Annotated in this window: 18 protein-coding genes; 8 read left to right on the forward strand and 10 right to left on the reverse strand. The window is 67.5% G+C overall.

Features of this window, described 5'->3' with window-relative positions; genetic code table 11:
- Nucleotides 1-52 precede the first annotated feature (52 nt).
- Complete coding sequence (locus tag IWX65_RS00325; protein ID WP_196880501.1) at nt 53-802, forward strand: 3'-5' exonuclease; 750 nt, start codon at nt 53-55, stop codon at nt 800-802.
- 79 nt (nt 803-881) lie between these two features.
- Here the strand turns inward: IWX65_RS00325 and hemL are convergent, their stop codons facing one another.
- Genes hemL through hemE form a run of 8 tightly spaced genes read right to left on the reverse strand, consistent with a single transcriptional unit; the run spans nt 882 to nt 9,644 of the window.
- Nucleotides 882-2,204 (reverse strand): glutamate-1-semialdehyde 2,1-aminomutase, encoded by a 1,323-nt coding sequence (gene hemL, locus IWX65_RS00330; RefSeq protein WP_196880502.1) that lies wholly within the window; start codon nt 2,202-2,204, stop codon nt 882-884.
- A 7-nt stretch (nt 2,205-2,211) separates the two neighbouring features.
- The gene (gene hemB, locus IWX65_RS00335) at nt 2,212-3,198 is read right to left on the reverse strand and encodes a porphobilinogen synthase (RefSeq protein ID WP_196880503.1); all 987 of its coding nucleotides are present in this window, start codon (nt 3,196-3,198) and stop codon (nt 2,212-2,214) included.
- Nucleotides 3,195-4,085, reverse strand: a complete 891-nt coding sequence (locus IWX65_RS00340) for a uroporphyrinogen-III synthase (protein ID WP_196880504.1) — start codon at nt 4,083-4,085, stop codon at nt 3,195-3,197. The genes hemB and IWX65_RS00340 overlap by 4 nt, the downstream gene beginning before the upstream one ends.
- 14 nt (nt 4,086-4,099) lie before the next feature.
- Nucleotides 4,100-5,047 (reverse strand): hydroxymethylbilane synthase, encoded by a 948-nt coding sequence (hemC, locus tag IWX65_RS00345; RefSeq protein WP_196880505.1) that lies wholly within the window; start codon nt 5,045-5,047, stop codon nt 4,100-4,102.
- A complete protein-coding gene (locus tag IWX65_RS00350) occupies nt 5,047-6,201 on the reverse strand; it encodes a ferrochelatase (RefSeq protein WP_196880759.1) in 1,155 nt (384 codons plus the stop codon). The genes hemC and IWX65_RS00350 overlap by 1 nt, the downstream gene beginning before the upstream one ends.
- Nucleotides 6,202-6,248: 47 nt before the next feature.
- Complete coding sequence (gene hemQ, locus IWX65_RS00355; RefSeq protein WP_196880506.1) at nt 6,249-6,995, reverse strand: hydrogen peroxide-dependent heme synthase; 747 nt, start codon at nt 6,993-6,995, stop codon at nt 6,249-6,251.
- A gap of 46 nt (nt 6,996-7,041) precedes the next feature.
- Nucleotides 7,042-8,580, reverse strand: a complete 1,539-nt coding sequence (gene hemG / locus IWX65_RS00360; protein WP_196880507.1) for a protoporphyrinogen oxidase — start codon at nt 8,578-8,580, stop codon at nt 7,042-7,044.
- Complete coding sequence (gene hemE, locus IWX65_RS00365; RefSeq protein ID WP_196880508.1) at nt 8,577-9,644, reverse strand: uroporphyrinogen decarboxylase; 1,068 nt, start codon at nt 9,642-9,644, stop codon at nt 8,577-8,579. The genes hemG and hemE overlap by 4 nt, the downstream gene beginning before the upstream one ends.
- A gap of 182 nt (nt 9,645-9,826) precedes the next feature.
- Here hemE and IWX65_RS00370 point away from each other — a divergent pair, with 182 nt between their 5' ends.
- Nucleotides 9,827-11,206: a glutamyl-tRNA reductase gene (locus tag IWX65_RS00370; protein WP_196880509.1), complete on the forward strand. Its 1,380-nt coding sequence runs from the start codon at nt 9,827-9,829 to the stop codon at nt 11,204-11,206.
- Between the two features lie 30 nt (nt 11,207-11,236).
- On the opposite strand, the gene moeB is transcribed toward IWX65_RS00370, so the two are convergent.
- The gene (moeB, locus tag IWX65_RS00375) at nt 11,237-12,430 is read right to left on the reverse strand and encodes a molybdopterin-synthase adenylyltransferase MoeB (RefSeq protein ID WP_196880510.1); all 1,194 of its coding nucleotides are present in this window, start codon (nt 12,428-12,430) and stop codon (nt 11,237-11,239) included.
- A 106-nt stretch (nt 12,431-12,536) separates the two neighbouring features.
- On the opposite strand from moeB, the gene IWX65_RS00380 reads away from it, so the two are divergent.
- On the forward strand, nt 12,537-13,157 hold the full coding sequence (locus IWX65_RS00380) for a TetR/AcrR family transcriptional regulator (RefSeq protein WP_334683559.1): 621 nt from the start codon (nt 12,537-12,539) through the stop codon (nt 13,155-13,157).
- A 49-nt stretch (nt 13,158-13,206) separates the two neighbouring features.
- Nucleotides 13,207-13,431 (forward strand): DUF3107 domain-containing protein, encoded by a 225-nt coding sequence (locus tag IWX65_RS00385; RefSeq protein WP_196821105.1) that lies wholly within the window; start codon nt 13,207-13,209, stop codon nt 13,429-13,431.
- 36 nt (nt 13,432-13,467) lie between these two features.
- Here IWX65_RS00385 and IWX65_RS00390 read toward each other — a convergent pair whose 3' ends face one another.
- On the reverse strand, nt 13,468-14,103 hold the full coding sequence (locus tag IWX65_RS00390; RefSeq protein WP_334683584.1) for a ferritin-like fold-containing protein: 636 nt from the start codon (nt 14,101-14,103) through the stop codon (nt 13,468-13,470).
- A gap of 242 nt (nt 14,104-14,345) precedes the next feature.
- On the opposite strand from IWX65_RS00390, the gene IWX65_RS00395 reads away from it, so the two are divergent.
- The 4 genes from IWX65_RS00395 (at nt 14,346) to IWX65_RS00410 (ending at nt 19,032) form a co-directional block, all read left to right on the forward strand.
- Nucleotides 14,346-14,522: a DUF1905 domain-containing protein gene (locus IWX65_RS00395; protein ID WP_196880512.1), complete on the forward strand. Its 177-nt coding sequence runs from the start codon at nt 14,346-14,348 to the stop codon at nt 14,520-14,522.
- An 18-nt stretch (nt 14,523-14,540) separates the two neighbouring features.
- Nucleotides 14,541-16,220: an RNB domain-containing ribonuclease gene (locus IWX65_RS00400; protein ID WP_196880513.1), complete on the forward strand. Its 1,680-nt coding sequence runs from the start codon at nt 14,541-14,543 to the stop codon at nt 16,218-16,220.
- 232 nt (nt 16,221-16,452) lie between these two features.
- The gene (locus IWX65_RS00405) at nt 16,453-18,165 is read left to right on the forward strand and encodes a DEAD/DEAH box helicase (RefSeq protein ID WP_196880514.1); all 1,713 of its coding nucleotides are present in this window, start codon (nt 16,453-16,455) and stop codon (nt 18,163-18,165) included.
- Nucleotides 18,166-18,171: 6 nt separating this feature from the next.
- Entirely contained in the window at nt 18,172-19,032 is an 861-nt protein-coding gene (locus IWX65_RS00410) for a DNA-methyltransferase (protein WP_196880515.1), read from the forward strand.
- Nucleotides 19,033-19,211 lie beyond the last annotated feature (179 nt).

Raw genomic sequence — 19,211 nt, forward strand, 5'->3', positions numbered from 1 at the left:
TAATCGCAGCGCCCTGCCCGGAAAGGTCGGTTGGTCGCGCTAGCCTTGGCGCATGACCAGCTGGCAAGAATTACCACGGGCCGCTTTCGATCTCGAGACCACGGGACGGGACCCCCGGGAAGCCCGCGTCGTCACAGCGTCGATCCTGCTGGTGGATAGCGAGGGCTCGCCGCTGGAGCACCACGAGTGGCTCGCGGACCCGGGTATGCCCATCCCCGACGAGGCTGCCGCCATCCACGGGATGTCCACCGAGCACGCTCGCACCCATGGACAGCCCGCGGCGAAGGTGGTGCTGGAAGTGGCTGCTGTCCTGGCACGCTTGTTCGATGACGGAGTTCCCGTCCTTGCCTTCAACGCCCGGTACGATTTCACCGTTCTGGAGCGCGAGGGCGAGCGCCACGGCGTTTCCACACCCAACCCGCGCCCGGTCCTCGACCCGTTCATCATGGACAAGCAAGTCGATCGGTACCGCAGGGGCAAGAGGACGCTCACCGCGATGTGCGCGCACTACGGGATCGAATTCGAGAACGCGCACACATCCGCGGCGGATGTGCTTGCCACACTCCGCGTGGCCGCGGTTCTCGCGCACCGCTTCACGATGCTGGCCCGCCCTGCCGAGGAGCTCCACGATGCCCAGCTCGTCTGGGCTGAACGACAGGCCGCAAACTTCCAGGAGTACCTGAGGCGCACCGATCCGACCGCCGTGATCGAATGCGCCTGGCCCGTTCTTCCGGCGGGATCACCGGAGAAGGCGCAACCGCCGACCGTGGCCGTCGCCGCGCCGGCACTTCTCAATGCCTGACTCCAGTGCCACGGATGGCGACGGGTGCAGGTGCGAATGCAGGGCGCACCAGGTTCATCGAACCCAAGGAGCGAGGGCGTCAGAGCGGCTGGGCCTCGGCAGCCGCCGTCGCCGCCGCAGGAAGGGCCGCGAAGATCTTTTCCATGGCGGCGTCGTCGTGGGCCGCCGAAAGGAACCAGGCCTCGAAGACCGACGGCGGGAGGTAGACGCCTGAATTCAGCATCGAATGGAAGAAGGGCCCGTAGCGATACGTTTCCTGCCCTTGGGCATCCGCGTAGTTGTGCACACCCTTGGCGGAGGTACCGAAGGCAACACTGAAGAGGCTGCCGGCTCGCTGGATGGAGTGGTCAACCCCCGCACGCCCGAGCTCGTCGGAGAGCGCAGTGGAAAGCTCGAGTGAGCGGGCATCGACGTGGCGATACACGTCGTCGGTGGCGGCGGTGAGCGTCGCAACGCCGGCCGCCATCGCGAGGGGGTTCCCGGAGAGGGTGCCGGCCTGGTAAACGGGCCCGATCGGGGCAAGATAGTTCATGACATCCGCGCGGCCGCCGAGAGCCGCGGCGGGAATACCGCCACCGATCACCTTCCCGAACGTGAGGAGGTCGGGAGTCCACGGATCCAAAGAATCCGGTGCCCCTCCGGTCAGGCCCCAGTAGCCTCCCGGAGCAGTCCGGAACCCCGTCATGACCTCGTCCACGATGAAGAGGGCACCATGCTCGGTGGTCACGCGGGAGAGGAAGGCGTTGAAGCCCTCCTGCGGCGTGACGACACCCATGTTGGCCGGTGCTGCCTCAGTGATGACTGCCGCGATGCGCGGGCCGTGCTCGGCGAAGGCCTGCTCAACCGCTGCGACATCGTTGTACGGCAGCACGAGGGTCTCCGCCGTCGTCGCCTCGGTCACTCCAGCGGAACCGGGAAGTGCCAGCGTCGCGACGCCGGAGCCGGCGGCTGCCAGAAGGCTGTCGACATGGCCGTGGTAGCAGCCTGCGAACTTGATGATCAGGTTGCGGTTGGTGAAGCCGCGGGCCAGCCGTACCGCGGTCATGGTGGCCTCGGTACCGGTTGACACCATCCTCAGGAGCTCGACTGCGGGGACCCTGTTCCTGACGATCTCGGCGAGGTCGGCTTCCGCCGGCGTCGACGCTCCGAAGGTCAGTCCATGGTCGACGGCGCGGTGCACCGCGGCGAGAACGTCGGGATGCGAGTGCCCGAGCAACGCCGGCCCCCACGATCCGACGAGGTCCACGTAGGTCGTTCCGTCGGCATCGGTCACATACGCGCCCCGGGCATCGACGAGGAATCTCGGGGTGCCCCCCACCGAGCCGAAGGCCCGGACGGGTGAATTCACCCCGCCTGGCATCAGGGAACGCGCGCGCTCGTACAGTTCTTCGGAAGTGGCCATGGTGTCCTCAGCTGTGGTTGTCGTCGAGCCAGAGCGCAAGCTCCGCGGCCCAGTAGGTCAAAATCATCTGCGCGCCGGCCCGTTTGATGCTGAGGACCGATTCCTCGATCGCCCCGCGGCGGTCTATCCAGCCGTTCGCCGCGGCGGCCTCGATCATCGCGTACTCCCCCGAGATCTGGTAGGCAGCCACCGGGACCGGGGACATCGCCGCGACGTCGGCCAGGACATCGAGGTAGCTCATGGCGGGCTTCACCATGACCAGGTCGGCGCCCTCCTCGATGTCGAGTTCCACCTCGAGCAGTGCCTCCCGCCGGTTCGCCGCATCCATCTGGTAGGTCCGGCGGTCCCCCTTCAGCTGCGAATCGACGGCCTCACGGAACGGTCCGTAGAAAGCTGAGGCATACTTCGCGGCATAGGCGAGCACTACGGTGTCCTGATGGCCGGCGTCGTCGAGCGCCTGCCGGATCACGGCGACCTGCCCGTCCATCATGCCCGACGGGCCCAGCACGTGGGCTCCCGCGTTCGCCTGTTCGACGGCCATCTGCGCGTAGAGCGCCAGCGTGGTGTCGTTGTCGACGCTGCCGTCCTCGGCGAGCACTCCGCAGTGGCCGTGGTCGGTGAACTCGTCGAGGCACACATCACTCATCACGACGAGCGCGTCCCCCACTTCGGAGCGCACATCGGCGATGGCCCGGTTCAGCACGCCGTCGGGATCGATGCCGGCGCTGCCGGTCGCATCCCTGGACAGGGGGATACCGAACAGCATGATTCCGCCGACGCCCCGCTCCACGGCTTCCGCGGCAGCTCTCCTGAGGGAGTCAGTACTGTGTTGCACCACTCCGGGCATCGAGCTGATGGGCGCGGGCTCGGTCAGTCCCTCCCGGATGAAGGCGGGCAGGATCAGCTCCGAGGGGCGGACGCGGTGCTCGGCCGTCAGCCGCCGGAGGGCGGGTGTGGACCTCAACCGGCGGGGCCGGTGCTGGGGGAAACTCATTGGAAAACTCCATTCCTCGGTGCTGTACTTCTGCCGGTGACGGCGCGGACGGCGGCCTCGGCGATCCCCTCCGGGGTAGGCCGGGAGGCGACGGCGTCGACGCGAACCCCTGCGCCTGCCGCGGCAGTTGCGGTGCTTGGTCCGATCGCGACGACCAACGGGGCGGAACCGGAGCCCATCGGTGCCTCCTTCTCCAGCATGGCATGGAACCGGAACACGTTGCTCGGGGAAGTAAGGACCGCCACCACCGGGGCCTTCCCTGCGGCGAGCCGGCGGAACTGCCGGGGATTGATCGATCCGGGAATCCTTCCGTCACCGGCGGGTACCGGGACCACGAGGCGGCGCGTGGCAGCTGCCGGATAGTCGACCGTGCGGTACGCCGTCACGCGGTCGACGGACCATTCCGCGGCGGTGAGGCCCTCGGCGAGGGCGGGGTCGGCGATGTCGGCCTGCGGCAGGAGGATCGACCCCGGCCCGGTCGGCATCTCAAGGAGGAGTCCCCGCGCGGACTGGCTGCCCTCCGGGACCAGGTGGGCCACCACGCCGCTGCTCGCCAGGTACTTCCCGGTGATGCTGCCCACCGCCGCGATGCGCGGTCCGGAGTGGAGCATCCCCGCTAGATCCCGGCCGGCGGTGCCTGCATGCAGCTGGAGTGAAGCTACGGCGGTGACGCTCGGAAACACGACCCACTGGTAACGGCCCTCGGCCAGGCGGACCAGCGCCCGCCGCAGGTCTTCGGACTCAGGGGCCTGCTCGAAATCGATGAGGGGCATCACAAGAGGCTCTCCTCCGAGCCGCTGCACCTCACGGGCCATGGCGGCAGACCGCTCGGGGCTGCGCAGGAGCACCACGGACACCCCTGCAAGCGGAAGGGGACCAGCCTCCATCAGAGCGGCTTCCGTCAGCTCGTCAGGGGAGCTATCCCGGCAGCTCCCGCGGCGAGGAGTTCCTCAGCGAGCGCCATGCCCAGCTCGGCAGCGCCGACATTGTCGACGGCACCGGCGGACTGCGTCCTGCGGATCATCGTTCGCCCGTCGAGGCTGCATACCACCGCCTCCAGGGTCAGACGGTCACCCGCCACCGAAGCGAACGCCCCGATGGGGGCGGCGCAGCCCGCCTCGAGCTGGAGCAGGACGGCGCGTTCCGCAGTCACGGCCAGGCGCGTCTCCGCGTCGTCGTATGACTCAAGGGCTTTCCGGAGGGAGGTATCGGCGTCGTCGATCCGGCATTCCACGGCGAGCGCGCCCTGCCCCGGCGCGGGCAGCATGACAGCGGGATCGATGTACTCGGTGATTGCGGCTTGGCGTCCGAGCCGGAGCAGCCCTGCCGCGGCGAGGACGACGGCGTCGAGGTCCCCCGGTGCCCCGTCCACGAGTCCGGTTACCCGGCCGAGCCGCGTATCCACGTTGCCGCGGATATCCACGACGTTCAAGCCGGGGCGGGCCGATCGCAGCTGCGCGGCGCGGCGCGGCGACCCGGTGCCCACGGTCGCACCGTCGGGAAGTGTCGCGAGGGTGAGACCGTCCCTGGCACACAGCGCATCACGGACATCGGCCCGTGCCGGCACCGAGGCGACGGTCAGTCCGGGCGCCGGGAGCGTCGGGAGGTCCTTGAGCGAGTGCACCGCCAGTTCACAGCGGCTCTCCAGCAGCGCATCGCGCAGGGCGGCGACGAAGACCCCCGTGCCGCCGATCTGCGACAGCGATCCCTTCAGGATGTCGCCCTCGGTTCGAACGCGCACCAGCTCGTATGGCCGCCCTGAGAGCCCGGCGATGTTCTCGGCAACGGTGGTGGTCTGGGTCAGGGCGAGGGCGCTGCCCCGGGTTCCGACGCGGATTGCCTGCGGCATCAGGACCCGGGATTCGGAAGCGAAGTCCCGACCGTCGCGTCGACCGCCGCAATGGTGGGTTTTTCGCCCCGCCGGTTGGCGCAACAGTTGGGACGGCAGACGTCGTACCAGGGGCCGAGGTCGGTGGTGGACGGCCGCTCACCGATGTTGTTCTCGACGGTGCGCTCGGAGATGAGGTCGACCAGTCCCGCCACGAATTTCTCATGGGTGGCTGGGGTAGGCACGCGGTCCGCGACGATATCGAGCTCGGCACAGGTCTCAAGGGCCTCCGTATCAAGATCCCAGACGACTTCCATGTGGTCACTCACGAAGCCGAGCGGCACGATCACCACTCCCCTGATCCCAGTACCGGCTCGTTCCCGCAGTGCATCGCTGATATCGGGCTCGAGCCAGGGGATGTGCGGCGCGCCCGAGCGGGACTGGTAGACGAGCGACCACTCGACGCCCGCGGCCTCGGGCACACGGTCCAGCACGGCCTGCGCCGTGGCAAGGTGCTGTGCAACGTAGGCCCCCTCATCATGGACCGGCCCACCCTCGACGTTGCGGGGACCGGACGCCTCGGCGTCACCGATGGGAATCGAGTGGGTGGCGAACAGAACGTGCACGGGGGCGCCATCCTCACCTCGCTCCTTCAGTCCGGCCCGCACCCTGGCAAGTCCGTCGGTGACCCCCTCGACGAAGGGCTCCACGAATCCCGGGTGGTCGAAATACTGGCGAACCTTGTCGACCTCGAGTTTGCCTTCCAGCCCGGTCTCGACGAGGGCCATCCCGAGGTCCTCGCGGTACTGCCGACAGCTCGAGTAGCTCGAGTACGCGCTGGTGGTCAGGGCAAGGACGCGGCGGTGTCCGGCGTCGTACGCCTCCTGCAGCGTGTCCGCGATGAACGGCGCCCAGTTCCGGTTGCCCCAGTACACAGGAAGGTCGATGCCGCGGCGCCGGAGTTCGGCCTCGAGAGCTGCACGGAGTGCGCGGTTCTGGCCGTTGATGGGGCTGATGCCTCCGAAGGCACGGTAGTGGTGGGAGACTTCCTCAAGCCGTTCGTCGGGGATGCCCCGGCCGCGTGTCACATTGCGCAGGAACGGGATGACGTCGTCCTGCCCCTCGGGGCCGCCGAAGGACGCAAGGACGACGGCGTCGTAGTTCTTGGGCGCCATGCGCCCTGCGTCGTCGACTCCGTCAAGGGGGTTGAAGGCCTGTGTGGTCACTGGAGCACCTCTGCAATCTCGTCGGGGCTGATCCTGCGGCCCGTGTAGAAGGGTATTTCCTCGCGCACGTGGCGCCGGGCTTCGGTCTCCCGGAGATGCCGCATGAGGTCGACGAGGTCCACCAGTTCGGGAGCCTCGAGGGCGAGGATCCATTCCCAGTCGCCGAGCGCGAAGGAGGACACGGTGTTGGACAGGACCTGCGGGTACTCGCGGCCCTTCATCCCGTGGTCGTACAGCATCCCGCGGCGTTCCTCGCTGGGAAGGATGTACCACTCATAGGAGCGCACGAAGGGGTAGACACACACCCATTCGGCGGGAGCAACGCCCCGGGAGAACGCCGGGCTGTGGCTCTTCGAGAACTCGGCGTTGCGGTGTACGCCCATGGCGGACCAGGCAATGCTGGTTCCGGAGAACATGGCGGTGCGCCGGAGGCGACGGATCGCCATCTGGAGGTCCTCGGCGCGCGGGCCATGGAGCCAGACCATCACGTCCGCGTCCTCGCGCATCGCCGAGACATCGTAGAAACCCCGGACGACGACGCCGGTCCCCTCGATCGAACCCAGCACGTCCCCGAGGCTGTCGGACGAAGCCACGGATCCCGCGAATTTCACGTCGCGCTTGAAAACGGTCCACAGCGTGAAGAACAGCTCTCCCTCGGCATCGGCAGCGACGTCCGGGGATAGTTCATTCGAGGGCTCGGTGGAAGGACTGTGGACAGCGTTCTTGCCGGTTAGCTCACTCATGGTATTAGTTTGCCCCTGCGCCGAAGCAATCCGAAATCCTATTCTTCTACAAGTCGTAGAAGTAATTGACGTCACGCTGGAAGAGTCCCTGATCCACGGTATCGAGCCGGTCGGCGAGTGCAGTAGCCCGCGCCCGCGCGTCATCGATCACCGCGACGAGTCCCGTACCGGCGAGCCACGCCCCGGTGACGTCGAGTGTCCCGACCGCCGACGTGACGGTCCGGATCCTCGCTACCCTGTCACGATGCCCCACCGCAGCATGTGGCAGGGCGCCGGCCCAGCGGACCACGTCCCAATCGAGTACGGCGGCGGCGTCGATGCGCACCCCGAGCAGGGCCGACGCATCAGCGAGGGCGACAGCGAACAGCCTGTCGTCCCCGGTCGACGGCCCGAGGTCCCGTGCGGTGTCGTCCCCCACCCGTCCGAACGACAGCCGCAGCACATGCACGCCCGGCGCAGCCTGGTTCCGCAGCCACTTCCATTTGGCAGTGGAATGGGTCAGCGCCTTGGCCGATACTCCCTCGACCCCCCGTGCCACCAGCACTCCCGTCCCGCGCGGCTGCGCATCAAGGCCGGGCGCCTCGACCACGAGGGTGACGAGGGCAACCCCGGGCACCGGCGCAGGGCGCTCGACTGCCAGTTCCGGGAGGACAGGGGCAAGGAGGTCGACGGCGGCGGGCCCCCCGGTGGCCACGAGGACGGCGCGGGCCGGCAGCCTCCGCTCCAGGGTGGCGCGCTCGGTCGCTACCCGCCAGCCGCTCCCCGAACGATGGATTCCACGAACCGTCTCCCCGGTTCGCAGATCCACACCCGCGGCCGTCAACTCCGCCACGAGTGCATCCCGGAGCCGGGCCATGCCGCCGCGGAGCCCGCCGACAGCCGACCCGGCCGGGGCGGCTTTCCTCAGCGAACCGGCCGCGGCACCGAGCGAGCCCAGCCGGGCCATGGCCGCCCGCAGGCCGGGCGCCACCGCATCGACGTCGAGGGTGTCCGGGTCGGCCGAGAACACGCCGCCCGCAACAGGGGCGACAAGACGGTCCAGGACCTCCTCCCCCATCCGCGTCCGGACGAGCTCCCCGAGGCTGACGCCGGGGCGGGTGGCGAGGGACCCAAGTGGCAGCACCCGGTCCAGGGATGCGCGGAGCACACCCGTTCGGCCGATCGCGGCCGCCGTTCCCGCATCGGTCGGGTCCGCCGGAATGCCGAGCACGCCCGAATTGGGCAGGGGCTGAGCACTGCGCTGCAGGTCCTTCCCCGGAAGCTGGACCCACGCGCCCGCCGCTTCGGGTACCACGAGTTCGGCATCGAGGCCGAGCTCGGCGGCGAGCCCGGGAACCGTGGCGGAGCGGGTGGAGAAGGATTCAGCGCCGCTGTCGAGCCGGAGCCCGCCGAGCTCGCGCGAATCCACACTGCCGCCGAAACGTCCCGATTCCTCGAGGACCGTCACTCGCAGCCCGCGCCGGGCAAGGGTCCGGGCGGCGACGAGTCCGGCCATCCCCCCGCCCACGACGACGACCGGCGCACGACCGCCAAGACCGCCTGTGCCGGGAATCGGCCCGGTGTCGCTACTGGCTGACCCGCTCATGCGGGTGGGGCCACCGAATGGATCAGCTCCACCACCCGGGTCAGTACTTCCGGGTCGGTTTCCGGTGGCACCCCATGACCCAGATTGACCACGTGCCCGGGCGCCGCCGATCCCGAGTCGAGTACTTCCCGGACGTGCTTCTCCAGCACCGCCCAGGGCGCGCTGAGCAGGGCCGGGTCGATGTTGCCCTGCAGTGGGACCCTGCCGCCCAGGCGCCGGTTGGCCTCCGCCAGCGGAAGGCGGTAGTCCACGCCCACCACGTCCACGCCGACGTCGTACATGGCCACGAGCAGCTCCGAGGTGCCGGTGCCGAAGTGGACCAACGGGGCGCCCGATCCGCGGACGTGGTCAAGGGCACGGGAGGAGGCCGGCGCGACGTGCCGCACGTAATCGTCGAGGCCGAGCGAACCCGCCCAGGAGTCGAAGAGCTGCGCGGCTGATGCTCCAGCTTCCAGTTGAGCGCGAAGGAAACGGCCCGATGCGTCCGCGGCCCACTCGGTCAGGGCCCGCCAGGTGTCGGGATCGGAGTGCATCATCGTGCGGGGGCCGAGATGGTCGCGGGACGGCTTGCCCTCGACCATGTACGCCGCGAGGGTGAAGGGGGCGCCCGCGAATCCGATCAGCGGCGTCGAACCCAGCTGGGCAACTGTCCGGGCGACAGCCTGCCTGATCGGCTCCAGGGCGGCGTCGGTAAGAACCGGCAGGGCGGCTACGTCGGCAGCGCTGCGGATGGGCGTGCCGAGCACGGGCCCGACGCCGGGCACGATGTCGACGTCCACACCTGCCAGCTTGAGCGGGATGACGATATCGGAGAAGAAGATGGCGGCATCGACATCGTGCCGGCGCACCGGCTGGAGGGTGATCTCGGAGGCCAACTCCGGATCGAGGCACGATTCGAGCATGTTGGTGCCCTCACGGAGAGCCCGGTACTCGGGCAGGGACCGCCCGGCCTGACGCATGAACCACACCGGACGACGGCGTGGCGGAAGCCCGCGGTAGGCGGAGATGAGGGCTGATTCAGCCGTACGGCCGTCCATCAGCGGGTGTGCTGCTCCAAGGTTCATACCCTGATTCTGCCGCTGATCGCCGGAGATCACTAACCTCCGTGCCACATCCGAAGCGGCTGGTGTCCAAACTCACGTGCACGCCGCACCGCCATTCTCCGCGAAAGTACGGGGAAGGCAAGCGTCGGGTAAGGCGATCCTATTACTGCCCGCGGACGCCCCCTCGGTATGCTTGAGGGGTTGTGGTTCTACTATCCCTTGTTGCGACGCACTCGAATGTAGACCTGGAGACCGTTGCCCGGCTCAGCGTCGGGGCGCCCCAGGTCCCCTCGGCCGTGCTCGCCGATGGACGCGCAGTATCAGGCGCCGTCGTCCTGGCCACCTGCAACCGCTTCGAAATCTACAGCGAAGCCCCCTCCGAAGCTGACATCGAAGCTGCCCGCTCGGCCATCGTCTCCACCATCAGCGACTACTCCGGCATTCCCGCTGCCTCGGTTTCCTCCTCCTTCGTCACCAACACCGGCGAAGCGGTAGCGCAGCACCTCTTCGCCGTCAGCGCGGGCCTGGACTCCGCCGTGGTGGGTGAGCGGGAAATTGCCGGCCAGGTTCGTCGGGCCCTGATCGACGCCCAGGCAACCGGAGCTGCCAGTCCCGGCCTGGTCCGTCTGTTCCAGACCGCTTCGCGCACCGCGAAGGATGTCGGCGCGCAAACCGTCCTCGGCAGCCAGGGCCGCTCGATCGTCTCGGTTGCCCTCGAGCTCGCGGGGGACGTGTCCGGGGACGCGGACTGGACCACCAAGTCAGTGGTTCTTTTCGGAACCGGCGCCTACGCCGGCGCCACCATGGCGCTGCTGAAGGAGAAGAAGTGCAGCCGCATCTCGGTCTTCTCCTCCTCCGGCCGCGCGCAAACCTTCGTCTCGACGCGGGGAGGCACTGCGCTCACGGCGGAGGAGCTGCCTGCCGCCCTTCGGGAGGCCGACGTCGTCATCGGCTGCAGCGGAAGCGACGCAAGGATCGAAGCGGCTGACCTCGAACGGGTTCGGCGAGGTTCGGCAGAGTCGCTCGTCATCATCGATCTCGCCCTGAGTCATGACTTCGATCCCGCGGTGGCGAACCTGGACGACGTCGAACTCATCACCCTCGAGTCGGTGCGGCTCGCGGCGCCCGAGGAACAGGCTGATGCCCTGCAGCAGGCGGGACGCCTGGTGAAGGACGCCGCGCGCAGTTTCGAGGAGCAGCAGAACAGCCGTGCCATGAACTCCGCCATCGTCGCCCTCCGGAAGCACACCCAGGAAGCGCTGGACGCGGAGATGGAACGCGTACGTGCGCAGCACGGCTGTACTGCAGCGGCCGAAGAGGTGGAATTCGCCCTCCGCCGCATGGTGCGGCAGTTGCTCCACGTTCCCACTGTCCGCGCACGCGAGCTTGCAGCCGAAGGCCGCCAGGACGACTACCTGGCTGGGCTGGAGGCACTGTACGGCATCGACGTAGCACCTTCGGCCAGCACGACGGCGCGGGCCGCCGGAGCGGACGCCGACAGCGCCGCCACCGCATCGGACGCTCCCGAACGGAACGCCGCCCGCTGCCCCGTCCACGAACTGCCTGCCGCGGAGTCGGCGTAGGCACCGATTCCACCGCTCACCCCGGCCCGCTCAATACACGGGCTTGTGCGGTTCGATCCGGCGAACCCACTCCAGGACGCCGCCCTCCACCGAGTACGCCTGTTCGTAGCCCTGCTGTGCCAGGTATCGGACCACATCGGCTGACCGGCTGCCGGCCTTGCAGTGCACATACACCGGGCGGTCTCCCGGCGGAAGATACTCCCCTCCGAGGATGCGATCCTTGGGGACCAGCTCCGCACCCTCGATCCTCACGACGTCGTACTCACCCGGCTCCCGTACGTCGAGCAGGCTGAAGTCTGCTTCCCCGGCTGCGCGCTTCCTGAGCAGCCCGGCGAGTTCGTCCACCGTGACGGTCGGGACCGCCTCTGCTGTTCCGCCCGCAGCGGGCAGGCCGCAAAAGGCTTCATAGTCCACCAGTTCGGTGATGGGCAGCGCCTCCGGGTCCCTCCGCACCCGAACCTCGCGCCAGGTCATCTCGAGTGCGTTGAACACCAGTACCCGACCCAGCAGCGTCCGCCCGATCCCCGTGATGAGCTTGATGGCCTCGTTGGCCATCACCGACCCAATCTGTGCGCACAGCACGCCCAGCACCCCGCCTTCGGCGCACGAGGGAACCGACCCGGGAGGCGGGGCTTCCGGATACAGGTCGCGGTAGCCCGGCCCATACTTCTCCCAGAACACGCTTACCTGGCCGTCGAAGCGCAGGATCGACCCCCAGACGTAGGGCATACCGAGAATCGCAGCGGCGTCATTGACGAGGTAGCGGGTAGCGAAATTGTCGGTGCCATCCACCACGAGGTCATAGCCGGCGAAGATATCCAGCGCGTTGTCCGCGGTAAGGCGGACCGGAGAAAGGTGCACCTGCACGAGCGGATTGACCTCCGCGATGCTCTGGCGCGCAGACTCCGCCTTCGCCTCACCGAGGTTGCCGACCCCATGGATCACCTGGCGCTGCAGGTTCGACACCTCGACGACGTCGTCGTCAACGATCCCGAGTGTCCCCACTCCGGCTGCCGCCAGATACAGCAGCACCGGCGAGCCGAGTCCGCCCGCCCCGATCACGAGCACCCGGGCGTTCTTCAGGCGCTTCTGGGCCGTCATCCCGAATTCGGGGATGATGAGGTGGCGGGAATAGCGGAGCGCCTCCTCACGGCTGAGCTCGTCAGCCGGCTCGGCCAGCGGGGGTAGCGCGGGGGTTCGCTCGGAGGGGCTGAAAACGCTCATGCCCCAATCTATTCCTCCGGACAACTTCCGGCCCACCCGGACGTAGCCGTCGCTGCCTGATGGGTAAACTGGGGCAGACAACTACTGCGAGCAAAGGGTGCGGCACGTGGGCGCAGAAGCAGCACCGGGAGGAAAGGCTCTCCGGCTTCCCAGGGACGAACGCCGGCGCCAGTTGCTGAACGCGGCACACGAGGTATTCGTGGTGCATGGATATCACGGAGCGGCCATGGACGACATCGCCGAGGCAGCCAAGGTCAGCAAACCCGTTCTGTACCAGCATTTTCCCGGCAAACGCGAACTCTACCTGGCACTTCTCGAAAGCCACCTCGCAGCACTGACTGCCCTGCTCGTCGACGCGATGCGCTCCACCGAAGACAACAAACTGCGTGTGCACGCGACGATGCGCGCCTACTTCCAATTCATTGCGCAGGACAGCCAGGCGCACCGCCTCGTCTTCGAATCGGATGTCAACAACGACCCCGACGTCAGCAGCAGGCTCGAGGAGTTCAACGCCCATTTCGCCAACTCGATTGCCGGAATCATCGCCGAGGATACCCAGCTGTCCCTGGTCGAGGCCACCCTGCTGGGACGGGGCCTCGCCGGGATGGCGCAGGTCAGCGCTCGCTACTGGCTCGAGACGGACGGCAGCCTCGACATCGACTCCGCCAGCGAACTTATCTACCGTTTAGCTTGGCGCGGAATTAGTCGTTTCCCCAAAGAAATCTAGAGTAGGTTTCCAAGAGGTTCATAGGTTCACTACACAGGAGGCACCCGCCGTGGAAGTAAAAATCGGTATCCAGAACGTCAACCGGGAAATCGTTCTGGAATCCTCGGAAACGGCGGAGGCACTCGCCGAGGTCGTGTCGAAGGCCATCACGGGGGGCGCCGAGCTACGGCTCACCGACAGCAAGGGACGGCAGGTCATCGTGCCGGCGTCGGTCCTCGGCTACGTGGAGATCGGTGCCGAGGAGCAGCGCCGGGTCGGTTTCGGAGCCCTCTAGGTTCATCGGGCGGGTTGGGAGCACCGGCACTTCCGCCTATGCGGTGAGGCCGAGCGCCCCCATCCGCCGTGAGTGGTTGCGCGTGAGCTGCGAGAACAACGCCGTCGTATGCTCCGCGTGGTCCGACGCGTCGGCGAACAGCAGTCCTCCGAGGAACTCCCGTTCGATGCCGATGCGCTGCGCCTGGGTCAGTGCCTCCCCCACGAGTCGCCTCCCCCACAGTGCCAGGCGCGAGGCCAGCCGGGGATCGTCCGCCAGTGCTTCCTTCAGCCTCCGGTACAGCAGGGGAGACCCTTCCCCGGACTCTATCCTGCCGATCAGGGACCGGGTATCCGGGTCCAGCCGGTCGGCAAGCGCCCGGTAGAAGTCTCCCGAGATGGCATCGATCACATAGGCCTTCATCAGCGACTCGTACCAGTCCCCCGGGCGGGTGCGCTCATGGAACGAGTCCACGGACGCCTGGAACGGCGCCATCGCTTCCTCGACGTCGACGCCCAACCCGGAAAGATGGCTGCTGACCATCTCGAAGTGTTCGAATTCGAGGACCGCGAGCCGCCCGAGCCCCGCCCTGTCCGCCAGGCTCGGCGAGAACCGTGCGTCCGAGGAAAGCCGCTCGAACCCGGACAGCTCGCCGTAGGCGATGACACCGAACAGGTCCACGATGAAGCGCAGATACCGTGGGTCGCTGTGGCCCGGAGAAACCGGGAGCGGGTCGCTTCCGCCGACGTCGGGGGCTTCTCCTGCTGAATCCAACTCCCGGTGCAGATGATCGTTCCTCGGCGGGACGCTGTCAGGTAGGCGGTTTTCCATTCTGCTAAGAGTACGCAATGCAGGGCGGTCGGCAACTTCCGCTGAGGCGCCCCGCGGTCCTATGCTTCTAGCCTCCAGGCCCTCGCGAAAGACCGAGATATGGTGTGCTATTCGATGCGACGCCTGAGTTCGGCGGCAGGACCGCCACTGGAATCGAGGTGCCGGAACCGGTCCTTGAGAAGCTCGGTGGAGGCAGGAGGCCTGCGGTGACCGTTACCGTCAACGGTTACGGGCACCGCACCACAGGGGGCTCAATGGACGGGCGGGCCATGCTCCGGTGAGCGCCGCGCACCGGGAGCATGGAAGGCTCACAGCGGGCGACGACGTCGTTGTGGAGTTGGAACTCGACACCGGGGATCGCGTGGAGGTTCCGGGCGACCTCGCCGTCGACCTGGCTGCGGATCCTGCACTCCTGGCGGGAACGCGTGTACTACGGTGAGCTTGTGCCGTCGAAGCAGCTGGATGCCAGGAACCGGGAGTCACAGGATCTGCTCGCAGCGGCCCTGCATGCGCTCCGGCAGGAACTTGCTCTCGTCGAAACCTTCCCGGCAGCTGTCATCGCCGAAGCCGAGCAGGCAATCTCAGCGCATGTTCCTCCGCAGGAGAACCTCACACATCTCGACTTCCTCACGATCGATCCGCCGGATTCCACCGACCTCGACCAGGCCATCTGCCTGGAGCGCTGTGGGTCCGGGTACCGCGTGTGGTACGCAATCGCCGATGTTCCCGGCTTTGTCGAGCCGGGTGGCGCAGCGGACTCCGAAGCACGTCGCAGGGGCCAGACCATCTACGCTCCCGACGGCCGGGTGTCCCTCTATCCCGAGTGCATTTCCGACGCCGCCGCGAGTCTCCTCCCGGGCGTCGAACGCCCGGCATTCGTCTGGGAATTCACTCTCGCGCCCGATGCTTCGGTGAGTTCGGCCACTGTGCGGCGCGCCAGGATACGCAGCAGGATCCAGCTCACCTACCAGCAGGTCGAGCGAATTCTTGATGAGGTGCAGCCGTCCGGCCTTCCCTGGCTGCACGAAAGCCTTCGCCTGCTTCGCGAGGTGGGGACCAGACGCGTCCAGCAGGAGGTGCTGCGCGGAGGATCGAGTCTCGACCTGCCGCGCCAGGAGATTTTCCATGACGGCAGGCAGTACCTCATCCAGACCGGGCCGTCGCTCCCCTCCGAGGACTGGAACGCCCAAATTTCGCTGATGACCGGCATGGCCGCCGGCCGGATGATGATCGATGGAGGAATCGGCATCCTGCGGACCATGCCGGGTCCCGATGAGGGCGCGCTCGCCAAATTCCGCCGCCAGGCAGAGGTGTTGGGGACACCGTGGCCGGACAACCTTTCATACGGTGCCTTCCTTCGGACGCTCGACACGGCGTCGCCCCGCCAGCTCGCCCTGATGCATGCGGCCGCGTTCCTGTTCCGCGGTGCGGGATACACGGCGTTCGACGGCAAGGTTCCCGACGACGTCGAGCAGTCCGCCATCGCCGCGCCGTACGCCCACACAACGGCGCCGCTGCGCAGGCTGGTCGACCGCTTCGTCCTGGTCATCTGCGAGGCGCTCTGTGCCGGCAGGGAAGTACCGCAGTGGGTTCGCGATGCGTTGCCCACGCTGAACGGCCTGATGAACGCATCGAACCAGCTGGCGTCCCGGATGGAGTCCGGCGCTCTGGAGGCGGTTCAGGCCGCCCTGCTGAGCAGCCGCGTGGGTGAAGAATTCGAGGCTGTCGTCCTCCAGGGTTCCCCCCGGAGCGACGGCTCCGAACCCCCGCAGCGTCCGTCGGGAACAGTGCAGCTCTTCGATCCGCCGGTCGAAGCCCAGTGCGACGGCGAACTTGTCGCCGGCTCAACCGTGAGGGTCACGCTCGTGGAGGCCGACATCGAACACCGCAGGGTGCGCTTCGAGGTACCTCACACCATCGATTCCACCGCCCGCCACTCCAGTACGGCGAATGCCGGAACCCCTGGCGCCGCGGGGTAGACTTGCATGGTAGTAATGGATGCCCGGTCGTTATCGACAATCCCGATGACCCGCAGTACTTACTCGATCCCGAGTTTTCCGCGCTGAACTCCTAGGTTCCAGCCTCCGCAGTTGCAAGCCCGCGATCGGCTTCCACTGGACGCTTTGCGCCTCCGATGTGCTCCGAGCCGGATTTCTCCCCGGCCACCCGTTGAGCCTCGGCGGCCGCCTTGCCTAACTGAACGGTACTTAATTGAACACTGAGAATACGACCGCAGACCTGCACCACCTCAAGGCGGACAACAGCGACGACGCCATCGACGTCGAGACGACCCTCGTCACCACCGAAGAGCCCCACGCAGAGGTTCCGGAGACGTTCGCCGACTTCAAGGTTCGGCCCGACATCGTCGAGTCCCTGGCCGACGCCGGGATCATCCACCCCTTCCCCATCCAGGCCATGACGCTGTCGATCGCCCTCGGCGGTCACGACATCATCGGCCAGGCGAAGACCGGCACCGGCAAGACCCTCGGGTTCGGCATCCCAGCCATCCAGCGTGTGGTCGGCCCCGATGACTCGGGGTATGACAAGCTGCCCGTCCCCGGCGCCCCTCAGGCCCTCGTGATCGTCCCGACCCGCGAGCTCGCCGTCCAGGTGGCCGGCGACCTCACGACGGCGGCCAAGAAGCGCAACGCGCGGATCGTCACCATCTACGGCGGCCGGGCCTACGAGCCGCAGATCGAAGCCCTGCAGCGCGGTGTCGAGATCGTGGTCGGCACGCCCGGACGCCTCATCGACCTGTACCGCCAGAAGCTCCTCGTCCTCAAGAACGTCAAGATCGTGGTCCTCGACGAGGCTGACGAGATGCTCGACCTCGGGTTCCTCCCCGACGTCGAAACCCTGATCGCGGCGACACCCCCGGTTCGCCAGACGCTGCTGTTCTCCGCCACCATGCCCGGTCCGGTTATCGCCATGGCGCGGCGCTACATGACGCAGCCCACGCACATCCGGGCAGCGGATCCCGAGGACGAGGGCATCACGAAAAAAGACATCCGCCAGGTGATCTACCGCGCCCACAACCTCGACAAGGCGGAGGTCGTCGCACGGATCCTGCAGTCGAGGAACCGCGGCCGCACCATCATCTTCTGCAAGACCAAGCGCACTGCCGCGAAGCTGTCCGAGGAGCTGATCGACCGCGGTTTCGCGGCTGGAGCGATCCACGGCGACCTCGGCCAGGGCGCCCGCGAGCAGGCGCTGCGTGCCTTCCGTGGCGACAAGATCGACGTCCTCGTAGCGACGGAGGTCGCCGCGCGCGGCATCGACGTCGAGGACATCACGCACGTCATCAACTATCAGTGCCCCGAAGACGAAAAAGCCTACCTGCACCGTGTGGGCCGCACCGGCCGCGCCGGCAAAAAGGGTACTGCCGTCACGTTCGTGGACTGGGACGACGTACCGCGCTGGGGCCTCATCAACAAGGCTCTTGGCCTCGATTCCCCCGAGCCGGTGGAGACGTACTCCTCGTCGCCCCACCTGTTCACAGAACTCGACATTCCCGAGGGCACCAAGGGCCGCCTCCCCCGCAACGCCCGTAAACTCGCGGGAATCGGCGCGGAAACCCTTGAGGACCTCGGCGAGACCGGCAAGAAGGGCCGCGGAGGGTCGGACGACGCCGGACGGGGCCGCAATGCCGGTGGACGGACCCAGACCGGCCCCTCGAGCGGAGGGCGGAGCAGCCGCGGCGGGCGGTCGGACAGGCCAGCTGCAGGCAGCACCGGCCCGGACACCGGAACGCGTGAGAGCTCCAGCCAGTCCGACAGCGCCCCCAGCCGCCGTCGCCGTCCAGCCGCCGACTCATCCGCTGACGCCGGAGCCGGGACCCCGGCGTCGGACCGCCCACGCCGGAGCCGCACGCGACGCCGGAACGGCGAAGTCATTGCGAAGCCTGCCGGTGGCTCCGAGGACTAGGATTCCGTGAGTTTCCCTGCCTGGACCCCGAGTGGCCCCAATCTCGTGGTCCACGCGGAGAATGCCCAGTACCTGGCCACCCTGCCGGATGGATCGTTCACGATGATCTATGTGGACCCGCCCTTCAACACGGGGCGGGTTCAACGCCGGCAGCAGACCACCATGGTGCGCAGCGCCGTCGGAGCAGGTGATCGTGTCGGCTTCAAGGGGATGAGCTACTCGACAGTCAAGGGCATGCTGGCCAGCTACGACGACGCCTTCGAGGACTATTGGGATTTCCTGGCCCCCCGGCTCACCGAGGCATGGCGTCTCCTCACCGACGACGGCACCCTGTACCTGCACCTCGACTACCGCGAGGTGCACTACGCCAAGGTGATGCTCGACGCCCTGTTCGGCCGTGAATGCTTCCTCAACGAAATCATCTGGGCGTACGACTACGGCGCCCGTTCCAAGCGGAAGTGGCCGGCCAAGCACGACAACATCCTCGTGTACGTCAAGAATCCCTCGCGCTACTACTTCAACAGCGCGGAGGTGGACCGTGAGCCGTATATGGCACCGGGGCTCGTCACTCCCGAGAAGGTTGCACTCGGGAAACTGCCTACCGACGTCTGGTGGCACACCATCGTGTCACCGACCGGGAAGGAAAAAACCGGCTATCCCACGCAGAAGCCGGAGGGCCTGCTCCGGCGAGCCGTCGCCGCCAGCAGCCGCGAGGGCGACTGGGTACTCGATTTCTTCGCCGGATCCGGAACGCTGGGAGCGGTGGCCGGGAAACTCGGGCGAAGGTTCGTCTGCGTCGACGAGAACCCTCAAGCCATCGACGTCATGTCGAAACGCCTTGCCCCCTTCTGCGACGTGCGAGTGTGAGTAAGCCCGGACGCTACCGCCCGGAAAGCTCGTCACCGTCCGCTCCTGCGCAGTCCAGGTTCCGGGCTTGTACAGCCCGAGCGCCATGTTGAGGAGTGCGTCCCGGCGTAGACGACGGGAGACACGACAGCGACCGCTTTCGCCCCGCTGGTCGTGAAGTGCCGTGCATCGCCGGGCCA

It is taken from the genome of Arthrobacter sp. CAN_A214 (assembly GCF_015751955.1).
Lineage (GTDB): Bacteria > Actinomycetota > Actinomycetes > Actinomycetales > Micrococcaceae > Arthrobacter_D.

What these genes read in the sequence shown, in the direction of transcription:
- IWX65_RS00325 (WP_196880501.1), top strand. Translation starts at nt 53, where the DNA reads ATGACCAGCTGGCAAGAATTACCACGGGCCGCTTTCGATCTCGAGACC.
- hemL (WP_196880502.1), bottom strand. Translation starts at nt 2,204, where the DNA reads ATGGCCACTTCCGAAGAACTGTACGAGCGCGCGCGTTCCCTGATGCCA.
- hemB (WP_196880503.1), bottom strand. Translation starts at nt 3,198, where the DNA reads ATGAGTTTCCCCCAGCACCGGCCCCGCCGGTTGAGGTCCACACCCGCC.
- IWX65_RS00340 (WP_196880504.1), bottom strand. Translation starts at nt 4,085, where the DNA reads ATGGAGGCTGGTCCCCTTCCGCTTGCAGGGGTGTCCGTGGTGCTCCTG.
- hemC (WP_196880505.1), bottom strand. Translation starts at nt 5,047, where the DNA reads ATGCCGCAGGCAATCCGCGTCGGAACCCGGGGCAGCGCCCTCGCCCTG.
- IWX65_RS00350 (WP_196880759.1), bottom strand. Translation starts at nt 6,201, where the DNA reads ATGGCGCCCAAGAACTACGACGCCGTCGTCCTTGCGTCCTTCGGCGGC.
- hemQ (WP_196880506.1), bottom strand. Translation starts at nt 6,995, where the DNA reads ATGAGTGAGCTAACCGGCAAGAACGCTGTCCACAGTCCTTCCACCGAG.
- hemG (WP_196880507.1), bottom strand. Translation starts at nt 8,580, where the DNA reads ATGAGCGGGTCAGCCAGTAGCGACACCGGGCCGATTCCCGGCACAGGC.
- hemE (WP_196880508.1), bottom strand. Translation starts at nt 9,644, where the DNA reads ATGAACCTTGGAGCAGCACACCCGCTGATGGACGGCCGTACGGCTGAA.
- moeB (WP_196880510.1), bottom strand. Translation starts at nt 12,430, where the DNA reads ATGAGCGTTTTCAGCCCCTCCGAGCGAACCCCCGCGCTACCCCCGCTG.
- IWX65_RS00400 (WP_196880513.1), top strand. Translation starts at nt 14,541, where the DNA reads ATGGAAGGCTCACAGCGGGCGACGACGTCGTTGTGGAGTTGGAACTCG.